Source organism: Curtobacterium oceanosedimentum, assembly GCF_020297365.1.
In the GTDB taxonomy this organism is placed as follows: Bacteria; Actinomycetota; Actinomycetes; order Actinomycetales; family Microbacteriaceae; genus Curtobacterium.
This window is the reverse complement of sequence record NZ_JAIXIG010000005.1, coordinates 90,331-107,944: the sequence shown is the minus strand read 5'-3', so window position 1 is coordinate 107,944 and position 17,614 is coordinate 90,331. Positions and strand designations below refer to the sequence as shown.

Genomic DNA, 17,614 nt, shown 5'->3' with positions numbered 1-17,614 from the left:
GCTAGCGTGTGGCTCCGGTCGGCGGGGAACCGAGTGGGTCCGCCGCTGCCCGCCGCCCGCGTCGGGCAACCGGTGCGAGCACGGCGCTCGCCGCGGTCACCACGGCCCCGACCACGAACGTCACGGCGTGGCCCGTCGGGCCGACCAGCGCCCCGGCTCCCGCTGCACCCACGGCCTGCCCGAGCACGAGCGCCACGAAGAGCATCGACGTCCCCGCCGACGACCGCTCGGCGTCGATCTCGGTCGTCCACGCGATGAGCGCACCGGTGGCCGCCGTGTACCCCCACCCGAAGACCGCGCAGGCCAGCAGCGCCACGGGGACCGCCGCCGGTGCGACCCCCAGGACGACCACGGCGACGGCCACGGAACCCGCGGTGACCGTCCAGAGCGTGCGCGCCCGCATGCCGCTCGTCCACCGCGTGGTGACCACGACCGCCGCTCCGCCCAGCCCCAGTGCGATCCACGCGCCGACCGACACCGCGGCGGACGCTCCCGCCGCCACGAGCGCGGAGCGCCCGAACGTCCAGACCACGGCTGACCCGGCACCGAAGAGCAGTGCGAGCGCGAACACCGCCCGGTGCGCCGCGAACCACGACCGGCCGGGCACGGCAGCGGGCGCCCCGCCGTCTCCGCCGCCGCGCGCCGAGACGAGCAGCACACCACCGACGACGAGCGCGAAGACCCCGGAGAGCGCCCACGCCGTCCGCCAGTCGGGCAGCAGCACGAGTGCCAGGACACCGGCCACCACCAAGCCCGGCCCGGTCCCGGCGTTGACGACCGCCTGCGCCCGCGACTGCAGGGCCGTCGGGACCTGCTCGGCGACGATCCGGACGAGCGCCGGCGAGGCGAGTCCTGCGCCCGCCGAGGCGACGACGGCGCTCACACCGAACCCCAGCGGGCCGTCGGACAGTGCCATTGCGACGGCACCACCGCCGGCCACCGCCGCGGCGAGGGCGGCGAGCACCCGGGGGAGTCGTGCGGCCAGCAGGAACCCGGCGACGGCACCGACGCAGTAGAGGGCCGAGGCGCCGGAGGACACCCACCCGGCCGCCCCTGACTGCAGGCCGGTGTCGCGCTGCACGTCGGGCAGGAACAGTCCGTACGCCAGGCGCACCAGCCCGTACGTCGCGGCGATGAGGGCGAGGCCCGAGGCCAGCAGCACGCGCTGCCGTAACGAAAACGATCGTTTCACTTTGCAGAGCCTAGGGTGCTGTCATGGTGATGCGCCCAGGGACCGAGCAACGGCTGCTCGACGCCGCCGAGGAGCTCTTCTTCTCACAGGGCATCGCCGCCACCCCGATCGACGCCGTCCTGGAACGGGCCGGGGTGTCCACGGCCACGCTCTACCGCGGCTACGCGAGCAAGGAGTCGCTCGTGGCGGCGGCCCTGACCCGGCGGCACGCGGACTGGATCGCGACGTGGGACCGCATGGTCGACGCCGCGTCGGACGACCGCGGGCGGCTGCTCGCGGTGTTCGACGCACTCGACGCCTACCGGGCGACGGCCGGCGGGTCGCGGTGGTGCGCCTTCCTCGGGAGTGCTGCCGAGTACGTGGACGCCCCGGACGAGCTGCGTGTCGTGCTCGACCACGAGACGGCGACCCTGCGGCGACGGTTGACCGAGACGGCCCGGCCGCTCGTGGGGGACCGGGCGCCGGTGTTCGCCGAACAGCTGCTGCTCGTCGTGTCGGGCGCCCTCGCCATGCGGCTGCGCGACCCCGCAGCCGACACCACGACGGCGCGCGCGCTCGTCGTCGGCATGCTCCCCTGAGCGGTTCCGCGGGCGCGCTCGGCCGGCAGTCCGGCCGCCGGACGGCGACTCAGGCGCGACCGCGGTTGCGGCGTCGGATCTCCTTCGGCGCGCGACCGGCCATGAAGGACCGGGCGGGGTCGACGAGGAACCCCTGCCGCAGCGCCTCGCGCCCGACGAGCATCCGGAAGCCCATCTGGTCGCGGTTGCTCAGCGTGACCTCGGACTCGACCACTCGGCCGGCCAACGCGATCGGGGTGCGCACGACGATGCGCTCCTGGGTGTGCCCGGTCGAGCTACGGACGATGCGCCGGTCGTGCACGTCGCACTCGATGGTGGAGGCGTCGGCATCGGTGTCCTGCCAGGGGTGCAGCGAGAACCGGACCCGTTCGCCGGGGAGTTCCTCGAGGTCGAACGCGTGCAGGGCAGAGGTGCGCGCACCCGTGTCGAGCTTCACCTTGATCCACGGGATCCCGAGGTCCGGCAGGCCCGCCCACTCGCGCCACCCGGCGACGACGAGCCCCCGGTCGGAGGACTTCGGAGCACGGGCCATGCCCCCATCCTGTCGCATGCTCCGCAGCCCCGTCCGCATGCTTTGATGGAGCGTCGCCGTCGATCCGACCCCGCGGAGAACCCCTCGATGAAACTCGCCATCCTGTCGCGCGCGCCCCAGGCGTACTCGACCCAGCGCCTGCGCGCGGCGGCCCTCGACCGTGGGCACGAGGTGAAGGTGCTCAACACCCTGCGCTTCGCGATCGACCTGTCCGGCGAGGACCCGGACCTGCTCTACCGCGGCAAGCTGCTGAGCGACTACGACGCCGTGCTGCCGCGCATCGGGAACTCGATCACCTACTACGGCACCGCCGTCGTGCGGCAGTTCGAGCAGATGGACGTCTACACGCCGAACACGGCCAACGGCATCACGAACTCGCGGGACAAGCTGCGGGCGAACCAGATCCTGTCCCGGCACGACATCGGCATGCCGGCGACGACGTTCGTGGCCGGCCGGAACGACGTGCGCGGTGCGATCGAACGGGTCGGTGGTGCCCCGGTCGTGATCAAGCTCCTCGAGGGCACGCAGGGCATCGGCGTGATCCTGGCGCCCGAGGCGAAGGTCGCCGAGTCGATCGTCGAGACCCTGCACTCCACCAAGCAGAACGTGCTCATCCAGTCGTTCATCTCGGAGAGCCGCGGTCGCGACATCCGCGCGCTCGTGGTCGGCGACCGGGTCGTGGCCGCGATGCGCCGGACCGCGTCCGGCGACGAGTTCCGGTCGAACGTGCACCGCGGTGGCACCGTCGAGAAGGTCACCCTGTCGCCGGAGTACGAGGCCGTCGCGGTCCGCTCCGCACAGATCATGGGCCTGAAGGTCGCGGGCGTGGACATGCTCGAGGGCAACGACGGCCCGCTCGTCATGGAGGTCAACTCGTCCCCGGGGCTCGAGGGCGTCGAACGCGCCACCGGACTCGACATCGCGGGCGCGATCGTCGACTTCATCGCCAACCAGGTCGCGTTCCCCGAGATCGACGTCCGGCAGCGCCTGTCGGTGTCGACCGGGTACGGCGTCGCCGAGCTCCTCGTGCACACCAACGCCGACCTGGTGGGCAAGACCATCAAGGAGTCCGGGCTCTGGGACCGCGACATCACGGTCCTGACCCTGCACCGCGGCTCGAACGTCATCCCGAACCCGCGCAGCGGCGTCGCCCTCGAACCCGGTGACCGCCTGCTCTGCTTCGGCAAGCTCGAGGAGATGCGGTCGATGATCCCGGAGCGCCGCAAGCGGCGCGCGAAGGTGCGGAAGCTGCCGAAGGACGTCTGACCGCGTGCGCGGAACCGCATCCGGATCGCGTACTCAGGCCAGATGCGGAAGTATGTGTCGGTGACGATCATGACGGAACGGCCGGTAGACCAGGCGATGAGCACCGAACCGGAGCAGCCCGGCAACGCCACGGCGAAGCACCACAACGTGTCGCTGCTGTCCGTGGCGACGACGACGGCCGAACGCGTGACGACCTCTGCCGACATCGAGGCCCGCCTGCGCGGGGCTCTCCGCCGACTCCGTCTGCCCACCGGTCTGCTCGAGCGGGTCGCCGGTGTCGTCGAGCGCCGCAACTGGGGCGAGGGCCAGACGTTCCAGGACGCCGCGATCGACGCCGGCCGTCGGGCGATGGCCGAGGCCGGGGTCCGTCCGGACGAGATCGGCCTGCTCATCAACACGTCGGTGACCCGGCCGCACCTGGAGCCCTCGGTCGCCGTGCGCATGCACCACGGGCTGGGGCTGCCGTCGTCGGCGATCAACTTCGACATCGCGAACGCCTGCCTCGGGTTCGTCAACGCCATGAGCGTCGCCGCGGGCATGATCGACTCCGGGCAGATCAAGTACGCGCTCGTGGTCGACGGCGAGGACGCCGACCAGGTGCAGCTCAACACCATCGACCGCCTGAACCAGGGCGGCCGGAACCGCAAGGACTTCATGAGCGAGTTCGCCAGCCTGACCCTGGGATCCGGCGCGGCGGCCGCGGTGCTCGGCCCGGCGGACCTGCACCCCGAGGGGCACCGGATCGTCGGCGGCGTCACCCGCGCGGCGACCCAGTGGTACGACCTGTGCGTCGGCAGCGTCGACGGCATGTTCACCGACGCCAAGATGCTGCTCAAGGGCGGCATGGAGCTCGTCGTCGCCGCGTGGACCGAGGCCCGTGCCCACTTCGACTGGGCGAACATGGACCGCTACGTGCTGCACCAGGTCTCCGACGTGCACACGAACGCCTTCGTCGAGGCCATCGGCATCCCGCGCGACAAGGTGCCCACCACGTACCAGCGCTTCGGCAATGTCGGCCCCGCGTCGATCCCGATCACCCTGGCCGACGAGGTCGCCACGGGCGGCATCCGTCGAGGCGACCGGGTGTTCCTGGGCGGCGTCGGCTCCGGCATCAACACGGCGATGATGGAACTGCACTGGTGACGTCGCGGTTGCCCCGCGTCGCCGCGAGCACGGCTCCGGCGACGCAGCCGCCCTCCCTGCCCGGTCTCGACCCGGCCTGGTCGCGTCTGGTCACGGTCCCCGCGCGGTCCGAACGCCGTTCGGGAGGAACGGATCACGCCGCGCGCACCTGGCACCTCCTCGACACGGCCGGGTCCCTGGCCGCGCTCGGCGTGGAACCGGTCGGCACGATCCTGTGCGTGCACGGCAACCCGACGTGGTCGTACCTGTGGCGGTCGGTGCTCCGCACCTCGCTCGAGGTCGCCCGCGACGGCGGTCCGGCCTGGCGCGTGGTCGCCGTCGACCAGCTCGACATGGGGTACTCCGAGCGCACCGGCGTCGAGCGAGGCCTGGAACAGCGCGTCGCGGACCTCGGCGCCCTGACCGACGAACTCGGGCTGACCGGTCCGGTCGTCACCCTCGGGCACGACTGGGGCGGTGTGGTGTCGCTCGGCTGGGCGGTCGACCACCCCGACGTGCTGGCCGCCGCGATGACGTGCAACACCGCCGTGCACCAGCCCGACGACGCCCCGATCCCGGCACCGCTGCGCCTGGCGCTCGGCCCGGGGATGCTCGGCCGCGCGACCGTCGTGACCCCGGCGTTCCTCGAGACCACCCTGGCCATCGCGCACCCGAAGCTCGACCGCGCCGTGGCCGACGGCTACCGCGCCCCGTACCGTGGGGCGGCCCGCCGCGGGGGGATCGGCGGTTTCGTCGCGGACATCCCCGTCGACGCCGACCACCGCAGCGCCCCCGAGCTCGACCGCATCGCCGCCGGGGTCGCCGCGCTCGACGTGCCGGTGCTCCTGCTCTGGGGTCCGCGCGACCCGGTGTTCCTCGAGCGGTACCTGGACGACCTGGTCGAACGCGTGCCGCACGCCGACGTCCACCGGTTCGAGGGCGCGGGACACCTGCTGCCGGACGACGCGGACGTCGCCGGGGCGGTGTTCGACTGGCTGGGTGACCGTCTGCCGGGCGGTCGCGTCCCGGCGGACGCAGCCCCGGGCCTCCCGGCCGCACCGGTGGACACGGATGACGCGAGCCGCCCGCTCTGGGCGCGACTCGACGAACTGCGCGGGAGCGACGACCCCGCGCTGGTGGAGATGGCCGCTCCCGGCGGCCCCCGCACGATCACGTGGCGGCTGCTCGCCCGACGCGTCGACGAGATCGCCGCCGGGCTGGAGGACCTGGGCGTCCGGAGCGGCGACCGCGTCTCGCTCCTGGTGACCCCCGGCGCCGACCTGACCGCCGTGCTGTACGCGTGCGTGCGGATCGGCGCGGTCGTCGTCGTCGCGGACGCCGGGCTCGGACTCGGTGGCCTGACCCGCGCGGTCCGCGGAGCCCGACCGGACTGGATCATCGGTGCGCTGCCCGGGCTCGGCGCCGCACGAGCGCTCGGGTGGCCGGGGCGACGCATCGCGACGGTCTCGCTGCCCGCACCGGCACGGGCGGCGCTGCGGGTGGAGCACACCCTGGTCGACGTCGCCCGACGCGGTGCCCGCCGACTGGCCTACAGTGCGGCACTGCCGGCCGCGCCGTCGTCGGATGCCCCCGCTGCCGTGCTGTTCACCTCGGGGTCGACCGGGCCGGCGAAGGGCGTCGTGTACACGCACGGGCAGCTCAGTGCCGTCCGTGACGCCCTGGCGACCCAGTACGACATCGGCGTCGGCACCGGGCTCGTGGCGGGCTTCGCCCCGTTCGCGCTGCTCGGCCCGGCCCTCGGCGCCCGGTCGGTCGCACCCGACATGGACGTCACGGCACCCCGGACCCTGACGGCGACGGCGGTCGCTGCGTCGGTCGCCGCGGCCGACGCCACCGTGGTGTTCCTGTCGCCGGCCGCCCTGGCGAACGTCGTCGCGACCGCGTCGGAGCTCACCGACGCCGACCGTGCCGCGCTGCGGGGCGTGCGGCTGTTCCTGTCGGCCGGGGCTCCGGTGTCGGCCGCGCTGCTCACCGCGGCGACCGAGCTCATGCCGAACGCCACCGCGCACACCCCCTACGGCATGACCGAGGGGCTGCTCATGACCGACGTCGACCTCGACGGGGTCCGTGCCGCCGGGCGCTCCGCCGACGAGGGGATCTGCGTCGGGGTGCCAGCCGCGAACGTCCGCGTACGCGTCGCGCCGCTCGACGGTTCCGGTCGTCCGACCGGCGTGCTGACGGACGAGCCCGGGATCACCGGCGAGATCGTCGTCGCGGCGCCGCACGTGCGCGACCACTACGACCGGCTGTGGCGCACCGACCGGGTCTCGCGGCTCGGCGTCGAAGACCCGCGCGGGCACCGCACCGGTGACGTCGGGCACCTGGACGCCGGGGGACGGCTGTGGATCGAGGGGCGGCTGCAGCACGTGCTGACCACCCCCGACGGTGTCGTCACGCCGGTGGGTCCCGAGCAGCGGATCGAGGGCGTCGACGGCGTCGGACGAGCCGGCGTCGCGGGCACCGGGCCGGTGGGCACGCAGCAGGTCGTCGCCGTCGTCGAGACCGTCCCCGCCGTGCGGCGTCCCGGCCTGGCTCCGCCGCAGCTCGCGGCCGCGGTCCGTGCCGCCGCCGGGGTCCCGCTCGCCGCGGTGCTCGTCGTGCCCGTGCTGCCGACCGACATCCGCCACAACTCCAAGGTCGACCGCAGCCGGCTGTCCCGCTGGGCGGGGTCGGTGCTGTCCGGCGGACGGATGATCCGGCCGTGATCGGCGCGGGCAGCGCGGCCGGGATGCCCTCACGCGCTCACCGACACGTCACGGGCCGTCGCGCGCGTGAGGTGTCGCTGAGCACGGAACTCCGACCCGCCAAGGTCCGAGCCGGCGGACGGATGGTCCGACCGTGAGGGTCCTGGTCACCGGCGCGAGCGGGTTCCTCGGGCAGGCGACCGCCGCCGCCGTCCGTGACGCCGGACACGAGGTCCGGACGTTCCAGCGGCGACCCTCGGGTGTCGACGGCGTGCAGGACGTCGCCGGCAGCATGACCGACCCCGCTGCGCTCGACCGTGCCGTGGCCGGGGTCGACGCGGTCGTCCACCTGGCCGCGAAGGTCTCGCTCGCCGGGGACCCCGCCGACTTCGCCCGGGTCAACGTCGAGGGCACGCGAGCCCTGCTGCAGGCCGCGCGGGACGCCGGGGTCGGGCGCTTCGTCTTCGTGTCGTCGCCGTCGGTGGCGCACACCGGCTCGTCCCTGGTCGGCGCCGACGCCGGTCCGGCCGAACCGTCCCGAGCCCGCGGCGACTACGCCCGCACGAAGGCGGCGGCGGAACTGCTCGCGCTCGCCGCGGACGCCCCGGGGTTCGCGGTCGTGGCGGTGCGGCCGCACCTGGTATGGGGCCCTGGTGACACGCAGCTCGTCGGGCGGATCGTCGAGCGCGCCCGGACCGGACGGCTCCCGCTGCTCGACTCCGGTGCCGCGCTCATCGACACCCTGTACGTCGACAACGCCGCGTCCGCGATGGTCGCCGCGCTCGACCGTGCAGCCGACGACGCCGTGCACGGCAACGCGTACGTCGTCACGAACGGCGAACCCCGGCCGGTGGCCGACCTGCTCGCCGGCATCTGCACGGCGTCGGGCGTCCGTCCGCCGCAGTGGCACGTGCCGGCTGCGGTCGCCCGGGCCGCGGGATCGGTGGTCGAAGCGGTCTGGCGGGTCCGGCCCGGCGAGGACGAGCCGCCGATGACCCGGTTCCTGGCCGAGCAGCTGTCCACCGCGCACTGGTTCGACCAGCGTCGCACCCGGTCCGACCTGCGATGGAGCCCGTCGGTGTCGATCGACCAGGGGCTCGAGCGTCTGACCGCCGCCGCTCGCCTGGCGCCGGAGTCTTCGCGCTGAGCGACACGTCACGGACGCCTCGCCCCGAGGAGTGTCGCTGAGCCCGAAACTGCTCGCGGACGCTCGGGGCGGACGCTCGGGCTGACGCGCGCCTGGCCGCCGCCGCTCAGACCTCGTCGGCCGCCACGTAGACCCAGGCGGTCCAGCCGGAGGCCAGGGTGACCCGGATGCGGTGGTAGTCGGCGACCTCGTACCGGTCGACCGCGCCGAGCTGCCACTCGTACCCCAGGGTCAGGACCACGCCCTCGACCGCGTCGGTGGCGGTCCCGCGGCGCAGGATCGGGTGCCGGTCGGAACCGCTCGTGCGGACGACCTCGGGGTCGGTGATCGTCACCTGGTCGAGCCGCCAGCCGGGCAGGGAGTCGACGGTGGTCGGGACGTGGCCGCCGAACAGGGACTCCTGCACCAGGGGCTGCCGGAGCGTGCCGTAGGAGAAGACCCGGATGGTCTCGCCGGGCAGCGGGGCACGTCGTTGCGGACGGCGCGGGGCCAGGGTCGGGGACGAGGTCCAGACGATCGCACCGGCGAGCCCGGTCAGCCCGAGGTGGAGCAGTCCCACCACGGCGAGCACGCTGCCCCAGAGCACGCCGGAGGTGTCGCCGGGGCACGGGTACGTCGCGCCCTCCTCCTCGAGGTCGACACAGGTCGCGCCACCGTTGGTGATCCCGACGGCGATCGCGATGATGCCGACGGCGAAGCAGAGGAACGCGAACACGGCGAGGGCGAGGACCCAGCGCTGGGCGGGGGAGTAACGGTGCACGCTGCGACCGTAGCGGACCGGCGGAGGTGGGCCGCGCCTCCAGACCGCGGTGTCGGTCGGCGACCCGGTGGTGTCAACCGGCGAAGCGCTGCCAGAGCTCGATCACGATCGGCCAGACGTCGCCGGCGCGGTCGGCCGAGCCGACGGCGACCAGGACGACGGGGACGGCGGTGACCGCGATCGAGACCAGCACGGCGAGGACCACGGCGATCGTCGCCGTGGTGGTGTGCCGCCGGGTGAGGGCCAGCGCGAGGAGCGCCGACACGACGGCCAGCCCGAGCAGCGCGACCACCGTGACCCGCACGAACGGGAAGGGCACGAGGCCAGCGGTGGTGGCGGTGACACTGCCGAGGAAGCCGACCAGGGGCAGGAAGGCCGCGAGCACGACCCCGGCGACCAGCACCACGCCGACACCACCCGCGATCCACACACCGCGTGGCCGGGGTCGTCGGTCGCGGGGCCGACGACCGCCGGACCAGGCGGTGGTCACGGGCGGTCCGTGGTCGGGGTGCTCGGTCGGTCGGCGTCGTGGGCGGCGGCCCGCGCTGCCGCACTGGCGTCGGCCGCAGCGTCGGCGGCGTCCTGCGCGGCGTCCTCGGCGGAGTCGGCGGCACGCACCGCCGCGTCGGCAGCCGTCTCGGTCGCTGCGACGTCGGCGGCGGTCGAGCCGGTACGGTCCTCGTCGGCGACGGCTGCACGTGCGCGGCCGGCCGCGTCGCGCGCGGTGTCCGCGGCGTCAAGGGCACCCTCCGACGCCCGGTCGAGTGCGTCCGATGCGGCGTCGTGCGCACGGCCAGCCGTGTCGGCCGTCGCGTCGGCGGCACGTCGTGCTGCGTCGGCGGTCGCGTCGGCGGCACGCTTCGTCGTGTCCGCGGTGGCGTCGGCTGCGCGTCGTGCGGTGTCGGCCGTCGCGTCGGCGGCACGCCCGGTCGCGTCCGCGGTGGCCTCCGCGGCCTGTTTCGTCACGTCGGCCGTCGCGTCGGCGGCACGCTTCGTCGCCTCGGCGGTGGCGTCCGCCGCCTGCCTCGTGGCGTCGACGGTCGCCTCCGCGGCGTCCTGGACGGCGTCGCCGGCGGCGGTCGCAGCTCGTTCGACGGGCGCGGGTTCGTCGTCGAACGGCCCGTGCACGTCGAGGACGCGGACGTCCACCGTCGTCGGCGCGGTCGTCACCTGGCCAGCGGCGGCGGTCACCTGTCGGCGCACCTCGTCGGCGACCTCGCGGACGTTCCGCGGGTAGGTGACGATCACTGAGACGTGCACCGCGAAGGTGCCGTCCTCGTCGTCGACCTGGACACCGGCGGTGCCGGCGGAGCGCCCGAGCTGTCGGCGCAGCTGGTCGGCGGCACGGGAGGCGATCCCACCGAGGTGGTGGACGCCGGGGACGGCGAGCGCGGTCTCGGCCGCGGTGCGCGCCACGACGGTGGCGGTGTTCGCGTCGTCGGGCAGCGGCGCCGTGAGCTCTGCGGGCAGGGGCACCTCGGTCACCGGTGTCTGCGCATGGGGGTCGTGCTGCATCGTTCCTCCTCGATCGGGTCGGCGGGGACACGTCGGGGCACCCGTTGCACGGGTGCCCCGACGTGGTGCGACCTAGTTCTTGAAGACGTCCTTGACGTCCTCGCCGGTCTGCTTGGCGCTCGCGGCGGCCTGGTCCTTCTTGCCCTCGGCGACCTTGGAGTCGTCGTTCGTGGCGTTGCCGATCGCTTCCTTCGCCTTGCCGGCGAGGTCCTGTGCGGCGTTCTTGATCTTGTCGTCGAGTCCCATGTCGGGTCCTTTCCGTGTGTGGGCGTGCGCCCGTGGTGGGTGGGGTGGGCCGGGAGGCCCGGGGTGCGTCCGACGGACGGGTGTCAGTGGACGCGGGTCGGCTTCGCGAACGCGGAGCGGGTCCCGCCGGTCAGGTGCACGAGCACCGGCACCTGACGGCCGAGGGTGCGGTCGAGGGTCGCGACCGCGCGGTCGACGGCGTCGAGCACGGTGACGGCGTCCCCGCCGCGGCGGACGGCGACCCGGATCCGTGCGGCGCGCTGCCGGCGGACGAGGTAGGTGTCGACGCGGGAGCCGACGACGTCACGGACACCGGCGAGTTCGTGCTCGACGACGTCCCGCACCAGGGCGACGTTGACGGTGACGGCATCGTCGCCCGAGCGCTCCCGCACGGCGACGGACGTACCGCCGCCACCACGGGTGGACGCCCAGACCAGCGACAGGACGATCACGACGGCGCAGGCACCGGCGACGATCCACAGCGCGGACGCGGGCACGTCGAGGCTGCTCGGCAGGTCGACGTACGGTTGCACGGCGTCCTGCACGGCGGGCAGGACACCCGCGCCGATGGTGACCCCGACGACCACGGCGACGAGGCCGAGGACGAGCAGGATGATGCGGTTGAGGGTCCGGTTGCTCTTGGTCATGCCAGGGTGCCCTTCTCCTCGACCCGGACGCGGATGCTGCGCCCGAACCGCTCGTCGAGTGCGCTGAGCCGCTCACGCACGGCGGACTGCACGGCCTGCTCGTCGACCGGGACGCCGGTGACCGGGACGATCCGGACGTCGGTGCGCCGACCGCGGGCGGTGGCCGACGCGTTGCCCTCGGGGACGCCGGCTGCCGAGCCGGCGGCGTTGGCCGCCGTGGAGGCGACGATGCGGGTGTCGATGACCACCGCACCGCGCTCGTGCTCGACGACGGACCGGTGCTGTCGGCCGGGCTTGAGCGCCAGGACGACCAGCACGACGCCGAGGACCACCAGGACACCCGCGACGACCTCGACGATCGTGACGAACGCCGCGTCGGGGCGGAGAGCCGTGTCGACGACGGTCTGCGGGTCGGCGAGGAGTGCCGGCTGCCCGATCGCCCGCAGGACCGACTCGGTGCCGATCCAGGCGGCGACCAGGGCGAGCACCACCAGCGCCACCGCGACCGCGGTGGAGCGGGAGCGGTGCACGCTCCGGCGACGGATGCGTCGTTCGACGGAACCGTTGCTCATGTTGGTCTCCTAGCGGGTTCGGGACTCGTGCTCGCGCACGATCCCGGTGAGTTCGATGTGGGCGCTGCCGACCCGGCGGCCGGTGAGTTCGCCCACGCGGCCCTTCACCTGGTCGGCGATCCGGCTCGTGCGGGCGACGATGTCGTCCCCCGCGGCGATCGGGCCGGTGATGTCGAGCGAGAGCGCTCCCGACGCGTCGCCGAGGCCGACGCGCACCCGCTTGGCGGGGGCGCCGAGCCCTTCGGCTGCGACGGCCCGCGCCAGCGAGGTGAGCGCGCGCGCGGTGATCTCGACACGGCCCGGGACGTCCGGGCCGGCGGTCACCGGGAGCTCCGGCGTCCGGTCAGCACGTCGGCGAGGGCGTTCCGGTCGATGCGTCCGGTGGCCAGGGCGGCCACGAGGGCGCCGACCGCACCGAACACGACGACGAGCACGAAGCCCCAGAACCCGAACTGCAGTGCCACGACGGCCAGGACTGCGCCGATGAGGGCGCCGATCAGTGTGTTGCTCATGCGACGCGCGCTTCCTTCTTCTCGTCCTCGTTGTCGTCGTCGTCACCCGGGATGAAGACGTCCTGGACGGTGACGTTGACCTCGGCGACCTCCATGCCGACGATCTGCTCGAGGGCACGGGCGACGCTGGCACGGACGCCGTCGGCGACGTGCTGGAGCGCGACCGGGTACTCGGCGACGATCACGATGTCGGCGGCCACCTGCTTCTCGCCGACCTCGACCTTGACGCCCTGGCCGTGGTCGCGCTGGCCGATGGCGTCGCGGATGGCGCCGATGGCGCGGGCGGCGCCGTTGCCGAGCGAGTGCACGCCGTCGACCTCGCGGGCGGCGATGCCGGCGACCTTCGACACGACGGTGTCGTCGATGACGGTCTTGCCGGTGATGCCGGTGATGCCGGAGGTGCTGCTCTGCGTGGTCGCGCGGGGCGCCGAGGTGGTCGTGGTGGGGGTGGACGTGGTGTCGGCCATGGTTCGTTCCTTCCGTTGGCCCGCCGGAGGTTCCCAGCGGTTGCTGTTCACGGATGAGACGGGCTGCGGACGAGATTCGTCACACACGGGTCTCCGTGTCCCGGAGAGATTCCAGGAACGGGCGCACATCCGCGGATCCGCGTGTACCCCGGTGACGTCCGGTCAGGCGGCGTCGCCGTTTCCGGCCGACGCGTTGCGCTCTGCAGCGGCCCGCAGCGCCCGCACGCAGGCCATCGGGGACTCGCCGCGTTCGGCTCGGAAGAGCTGTTGCAACCGGCGGGGCAGGACACCAGCAGCGGCCGCGATGTCGCCCAGCGCGAGGTCGTCGTCCAGGTGCTCCTCGATGTACGCGACCGCGCGCCGGACCCGCCAGGACGCCCTGCCGGTGTCCGGTCGTGCCCCCAGGGATGCGCGCTTCGTCGCCGCCGGCCCCTCGCCGAACCGCTCGCGGTACGCCTCGGCGAAGCGGCCCGGGTTGGTGAAGCCCCAGTGTCGGGCGATCGAGGCGATGTCGGCGGCGGCCCCGGGACCGGCCGCTCGGTCCGCGGACCCGCCGGGATCGCCGCGGAGGAGCTCCTCGCGCACGCGGTCGAGTCGGTGGTCGCGCAGGAACCGGTGCGGTGAGGTGCCCAGGGTGCGGGCGAACACGTCCTGCAGTCCGCGTTGGCTCAGGCCGCACGCCTCGGCGATGGTGGGGACGGCCGGGCGTTCGGCGGCGTGCGCCTCGATGAACCGGATGGCGTCGCGCAGGCGGTTCGCCACCGGGACGTCGTCGCCGCGGTTCCGGATCGGGAAGGTGTCGAGGATGACGACCGCGAGGCGGCGGTTCAGGGCGGTGCGCATCGGCCCGAGCACCCGGGGGTCCACCAGTGCGGGACCGAGGGCGCGGATGAGGTGCCGCAGGGGTTCGTGGCGGGCGACGGCCGCGTCCTGCTGCTCGAACAGCAGCGGACCCTCGGGCAGTCGGAAGCCGAGGTCGCGGCCGACCGAGCGCAGGAACCGGTCGGCGACGTGGACGCCGTTGTACGCGGTGCTCTCGGACTCGAACCGGTACGCCTCGGACGCCGACGCGATGTACGGGCTGCCGGGCTCGACCACGCGCGTGCGGTCGGCGAAGTGCATCTCGAGACGGCCCGTGGTCAGCCAGAACACGACGTGGTCCTCGCGCGGACCGATGACCCCGCCGCGTCGTCCGCCTTCGGCGCGCATGGTGCGGAGCGTCAGGTCGTCGTCGCCCACGACCGTGTACTCGTAGCGGGCGTCGTCCGTGGCGAAGGTGTCGCTCGCGAAGTCCGATCCGCCGTACTCGGACCGGAAGATCGCCGAGTAGTCGGAGTCGGCGCCGTCGGTGAACCGCAGTCTGCGGAAGCCGTTCACCGCCGAGTCGTCCATGCGCAGATCATGCCACCGGTTGCGCCACCGGCGTTCGGGTATACCCTAGGGGGGTATCAATCACGAGGAGCGGAGGCGGCCGTGCACGGACACGTCGGGTACATCGGCGACAAGGACGACCTGCTCAAGCGGCTCCGTCGCGCCGAGGGGCAGGTGCGCGGCATCGCCCGGATGGTCGAGGACGAGACGTACTGCATCGACGTCCTGACGCAGATCTCGGCGGCGAACCGGGCGCTCGAACGCGTCGCGCTGTCGCTGCTCGAGGACCACCTGCGTCACTGCGTGGCCGAGGCCGTCGCCGAGGGTGGCGACGCCGCCGACGCCAAGGTGCGCGAGGCGAGCGACGCGATCGCCCGGCTCGTCCGCTCGTGACCGCCACCGACACCGACACCGACCCAGGGAGGGCCACCATGACCACCGAGAAGCTGCTCGTCGAGGGCATGACCTGCGACCACTGCGTGATGAGCGTCACCGAGGAGCTCTCCGAGCTCGACGGGGTGTCCGGGGTGGACGTCCGACTCGTCCCCGGCGGGGCGTCCGAGGTCACCGTCACCTCCACCGCGCCGGTCGCGGCGGATGCGCTGCACGACGCCGTCGTCGAGGCGGGGTACCAGGTCGTGCGGTCGTGACCGACCGCGTCGTCGAGCTCGACATCACGGGGATGACCTGCGCCTCGTGCGCGAACCGCATCGAACGGAAGCTCGGCAAGCTGCCCGGCGTCACCGCCACGGTGAACTACGCCACCGAGAAGGCGCAGGTGCAGGTCGACGACGCGGGCGCCACCGACGACGGGGTGCTGATCGCCGCGGTGGAGTCTGCCGGCTACGGCGCCACGGTGCCGGCCCCACCCGTCGCTGCCGACGACGACGCGGCCCCGGCTCAGGCCGACCCGATCCGCCGGCGCCTCGTCGTGTCCGCCGTGCTCGCGGTGCCCGTCGTCCTGCTCTCGATGGTGCCGGCCCTGCAGTTCCCGGACTGGCAGTGGCTCGCCCTGACCCTCGCCGCGCCCGTCGCCGTCTGGGGCGCGCTCCCGTTCCACCGCGCCGCGTGGGTCAACGCCCGGCACGGCGCCGCCACCATGGACACCCTGGTGAGCGTCGGGGTGCTCGCCGCCTTCGGCTGGTCGCTGTACGCCCTGTTCCTCGGCGACGCCGGCACGACCGGCATGCACATGACGTTCTCGTGGTTCGCGACCGACCCCGAGGCCACCGACCTGTACCTCGAGGTCGCGGCAGCGGTGCCCGTCTTCGTCCTCGCCGGCCGGTACATGGAGGCCCGCGCGAAGACGCAGTCCGGCGCGGCGCTCCGGGCGCTGCTCGAACTCGGCGCCAAGGACGCCACCGTGCTCCGCGACGGCGTCGAGCACCACGTGCCGGCGTCGACCCTCGTCGTCGGCGACGTCGTCGTCGTGCGCCCCGGCGAGCGGATCCCCAGTGACGGCCTGGTGCAGGACGGCTCGTCGGCGGTCGACGAGAGCATGCTCACGGGGGAGTCCGTGCCGGTCGAGGTCCGGCCGGGGGACCGCGTGACCGGCGCGACCGTCAACGCCGGCGGCCGGCTCGTCGTCAGCATCACCCGCGTGGGTGCCGACACCGAGCTCGCCCGGATGGGGCGGCTCGTCGAGGACGCCCAGACCGGCAAGGCCGACGTGCAGCGACTGGCCGACCGCGTGTCCGGGGTCTTCGTCCCCGTCGTCATCGCGCTCGCCGTGCTGGCCTTCGTCGGCTGGCTGGTGGCCGGCGGATCGGTCACCGCGGCGTTCACCGCAGCCGTCGCGACGCTCATCATCGCCTGCCCGTGCGCCCTCGGGCTCGCGACCCCCACCGCGCTGCTCGTCGGGACCGGCCGCGGTTCGCAGCTCGGCATCCTGATCGGCGGCCCGCAGGTGCTCGAGCGCACCCGCCGCGTCGACACCGTCGTGCTCGACAAGACCGGCACCGTCACGACCGGCGCGATGACCCTGCGGTCGGTCACCGGGACCGCCGACACGGACGAGGACACCGTCCTGCGCCTCGCCGCCGCGGTCGAGGACGGCTCCGAGCACCCCGTCGCGCGCGCGGTCGTCGACGCCGCCCGCACCCGGCGACTCGACGTGCCCGTCGCCGCGCAGTTCACGGCAACGCCCGGTGCCGGTGTGCAGGCCGTGGTCGACGGCGGCGTCGTGCTGGTCGGGACCGCCCGGTGGCTCGCCGAGTCGTGGTCGGTCGCGCTGCCCGCCGCCGTCGCCGCCGCGGTCGAGTCCGCCGAGGCCGACGGGGCCACCGCGGTCGTCGTCGCCCGCGACGGCATCGCCCTGGGCGTGGTCGTCGTCGGCGACACCGTCAAGCCCGAGGCCGCCGAGGCGGTCGCACGCTTCCGAGCGCTCGGCCTGCACCCGGTCCTGCTCACGGGCGACAACGACGGCGCCGCACGCGCGGTGGCCGCTCGCGTGGGCATCGACGAGGTGCACGCCCGTGCGACGCCGGCGTCGAAGCTCGAGACGGTCCGGCGCCTGCAGGCCGACGGGCGCACCGTCGCGATGGTCGGGGACGGCGTGAACGACGCCGCGGCGCTCACCGCCGCCGACCTCGGCATCGCCATGGGTGCCGGCACCGACGCGGCCATCGCAGCGAGCGACATCACGGTCGTGAGCGGTCGGCTCACCGTGGTGGCCGACGCTGTGCGCTTGTCGCGGGCCACGCTCCGGGTCATCACGAGCAACCTGTTCTGGGCGTTCGCGTACAACGTCGCGGCGATCCCGCTCGCGATGGCGGGGCTGCTCAACCCGGTGCTCGCCGGTGCGGCGATGGCGTTCTCGTCGGTCTTCGTGGTGGCGAACAGCCTGCGGCTCCGCCGCTTCGCACCGCAGCCCTGAGGGCGACCAGTCCGGGGGCGTGACGCGCGCAGCGAACGCGAGCCGCGCCTCCCGGCCGTCTGTGCACGCCACCTGCCGGAGCGCACTACGCTCGGAGACGGTCCGCG

Annotated in this window: 20 protein-coding genes; 8 read left to right on the top strand and 12 right to left on the bottom strand. The window is 73.9% G+C overall.

Annotated elements, in window-relative coordinates; translation table 11 throughout:
• Position 1: 1 nt before the first annotated feature.
• Positions 2-1,192: an MFS transporter gene (locus LEL83_RS03670; protein WP_225557811.1), complete on the bottom strand. Its 1,191-nt coding sequence runs from the start codon at positions 1,190-1,192 to the stop codon at positions 2-4.
• A gap of 23 nt (positions 1,193-1,215) precedes the next feature.
• On the opposite strand from LEL83_RS03670, the gene LEL83_RS03665 reads away from it, so the two are divergent.
• Positions 1,216-1,770, top strand: a complete 555-nt coding sequence (locus LEL83_RS03665; protein WP_225557810.1) for a TetR/AcrR family transcriptional regulator — start codon at positions 1,216-1,218, stop codon at positions 1,768-1,770.
• 49 nt (positions 1,771-1,819) lie between these two features.
• Here LEL83_RS03665 and LEL83_RS03660 read toward each other — a convergent pair whose 3' ends face one another.
• Positions 1,820-2,302 carry an ATP-dependent zinc protease family protein gene (locus tag LEL83_RS03660; RefSeq protein WP_198656689.1) on the bottom strand — a complete coding sequence of 161 codons (483 nt, stop codon included), beginning with the start codon at positions 2,300-2,302 and terminating at the stop codon, positions 1,820-1,822.
• A gap of 87 nt (positions 2,303-2,389) precedes the next feature.
• Here LEL83_RS03660 and LEL83_RS03655 point away from each other — a divergent pair, with 87 nt between their 5' ends.
• The 4 genes from LEL83_RS03655 to LEL83_RS03640 all read left to right on the top strand — a co-directional run bounded on the left by LEL83_RS03655 (position 2,390) and on the right by LEL83_RS03640 (position 8,542).
• Positions 2,390-3,568 carry a RimK family alpha-L-glutamate ligase gene (locus LEL83_RS03655; RefSeq protein ID WP_198656688.1) on the top strand — a complete coding sequence of 393 codons (1,179 nt, stop codon included), beginning with the start codon at positions 2,390-2,392 and terminating at the stop codon, positions 3,566-3,568.
• Positions 3,569-3,664: 96 nt separating this feature from the next.
• Positions 3,665-4,711: a 3-oxoacyl-ACP synthase III gene (locus LEL83_RS03650; protein ID WP_198656687.1), complete on the top strand. Its 1,047-nt coding sequence runs from the start codon at positions 3,665-3,667 to the stop codon at positions 4,709-4,711.
• The gene (locus LEL83_RS03645) at positions 4,708-7,416 is read left to right on the top strand and encodes an alpha/beta fold hydrolase (protein WP_225557809.1); all 2,709 of its coding nucleotides are present in this window, start codon (positions 4,708-4,710) and stop codon (positions 7,414-7,416) included. The genes LEL83_RS03650 and LEL83_RS03645 overlap by 4 nt, the downstream gene beginning before the upstream one ends.
• A gap of 133 nt (positions 7,417-7,549) precedes the next feature.
• The gene (locus tag LEL83_RS03640; protein WP_225557807.1) at positions 7,550-8,542 is read left to right on the top strand and encodes an NAD-dependent epimerase/dehydratase family protein; all 993 of its coding nucleotides are present in this window, start codon (positions 7,550-7,552) and stop codon (positions 8,540-8,542) included.
• Between the two features lie 106 nt (positions 8,543-8,648).
• On the opposite strand, the gene LEL83_RS16145 is transcribed toward LEL83_RS03640, so the two are convergent.
• The 10 genes from LEL83_RS16145 to LEL83_RS03590 form a co-directional block, all read right to left on the bottom strand.
• Positions 8,649-9,302, bottom strand: coding sequence for a gamma-glutamylcyclotransferase family protein (locus LEL83_RS16145; protein WP_225557805.1), 654 nt, complete (start codon positions 9,300-9,302; stop codon positions 8,649-8,651).
• A gap of 73 nt (positions 9,303-9,375) precedes the next feature.
• Complete coding sequence (locus LEL83_RS03630) at positions 9,376-9,792, bottom strand: MFS transporter permease (protein ID WP_225557804.1); 417 nt, start codon at positions 9,790-9,792, stop codon at positions 9,376-9,378.
• Positions 9,789-10,817 (bottom strand): Asp23/Gls24 family envelope stress response protein, encoded by a 1,029-nt coding sequence (locus tag LEL83_RS03625; RefSeq protein ID WP_225557803.1) that lies wholly within the window; start codon positions 10,815-10,817, stop codon positions 9,789-9,791. Before LEL83_RS03625 ends, LEL83_RS03630 begins: the two co-directional genes overlap by 4 nt.
• 72 nt (positions 10,818-10,889) lie before the next feature.
• Positions 10,890-11,063, bottom strand: coding sequence for a CsbD family protein (locus tag LEL83_RS03620; protein WP_225557802.1), 174 nt, complete (start codon positions 11,061-11,063; stop codon positions 10,890-10,892).
• 83 nt (positions 11,064-11,146) lie between these two features.
• Positions 11,147-11,710 carry a hypothetical protein gene (locus LEL83_RS03615; protein WP_198656682.1) on the bottom strand — a complete coding sequence of 188 codons (564 nt, stop codon included), beginning with the start codon at positions 11,708-11,710 and terminating at the stop codon, positions 11,147-11,149.
• Complete coding sequence (locus tag LEL83_RS03610) at positions 11,707-12,282, bottom strand: DUF6286 domain-containing protein (protein WP_198656681.1); 576 nt, start codon at positions 12,280-12,282, stop codon at positions 11,707-11,709. Before LEL83_RS03610 ends, LEL83_RS03615 begins: the two co-directional genes overlap by 4 nt.
• A 9-nt stretch (positions 12,283-12,291) precedes the next feature.
• Complete coding sequence (locus LEL83_RS03605; RefSeq protein ID WP_198656680.1) at positions 12,292-12,606, bottom strand: hypothetical protein; 315 nt, start codon at positions 12,604-12,606, stop codon at positions 12,292-12,294.
• The gene (locus LEL83_RS03600; RefSeq protein ID WP_198656679.1) at positions 12,603-12,794 is read right to left on the bottom strand and encodes a DUF2273 domain-containing protein; all 192 of its coding nucleotides are present in this window, start codon (positions 12,792-12,794) and stop codon (positions 12,603-12,605) included. The genes LEL83_RS03605 and LEL83_RS03600 overlap by 4 nt, the downstream gene beginning before the upstream one ends.
• The gene (locus tag LEL83_RS03595) at positions 12,791-13,261 is read right to left on the bottom strand and encodes an Asp23/Gls24 family envelope stress response protein (protein ID WP_225557801.1); all 471 of its coding nucleotides are present in this window, start codon (positions 13,259-13,261) and stop codon (positions 12,791-12,793) included. Before LEL83_RS03595 ends, LEL83_RS03600 begins: the two co-directional genes overlap by 4 nt.
• A 162-nt stretch (positions 13,262-13,423) precedes the next feature.
• The gene (locus LEL83_RS03590) at positions 13,424-14,653 is read right to left on the bottom strand and encodes an AraC family transcriptional regulator (protein ID WP_225557800.1); all 1,230 of its coding nucleotides are present in this window, start codon (positions 14,651-14,653) and stop codon (positions 13,424-13,426) included.
• A gap of 81 nt (positions 14,654-14,734) precedes the next feature.
• Between LEL83_RS03590 and LEL83_RS03585 the strand changes: the two genes are divergently transcribed.
• The 3 genes from LEL83_RS03585 to LEL83_RS03575 are packed head-to-tail and all read left to right on the top strand — an operon-like array spanning position 14,735 to position 17,507.
• Positions 14,735-15,025: a metal-sensitive transcriptional regulator gene (locus LEL83_RS03585; protein ID WP_198656676.1), complete on the top strand. Its 291-nt coding sequence runs from the start codon at positions 14,735-14,737 to the stop codon at positions 15,023-15,025.
• 38 nt (positions 15,026-15,063) lie between these two features.
• Complete coding sequence (locus LEL83_RS03580; protein ID WP_225557799.1) at positions 15,064-15,282, top strand: heavy-metal-associated domain-containing protein; 219 nt, start codon at positions 15,064-15,066, stop codon at positions 15,280-15,282.
• Positions 15,279-17,507, top strand: a complete 2,229-nt coding sequence (locus tag LEL83_RS03575; RefSeq protein ID WP_225557798.1) for a heavy metal translocating P-type ATPase — start codon at positions 15,279-15,281, stop codon at positions 17,505-17,507. The genes LEL83_RS03580 and LEL83_RS03575 overlap by 4 nt, the downstream gene beginning before the upstream one ends.
• Positions 17,508-17,614: the final 107 nt, after the last annotated feature.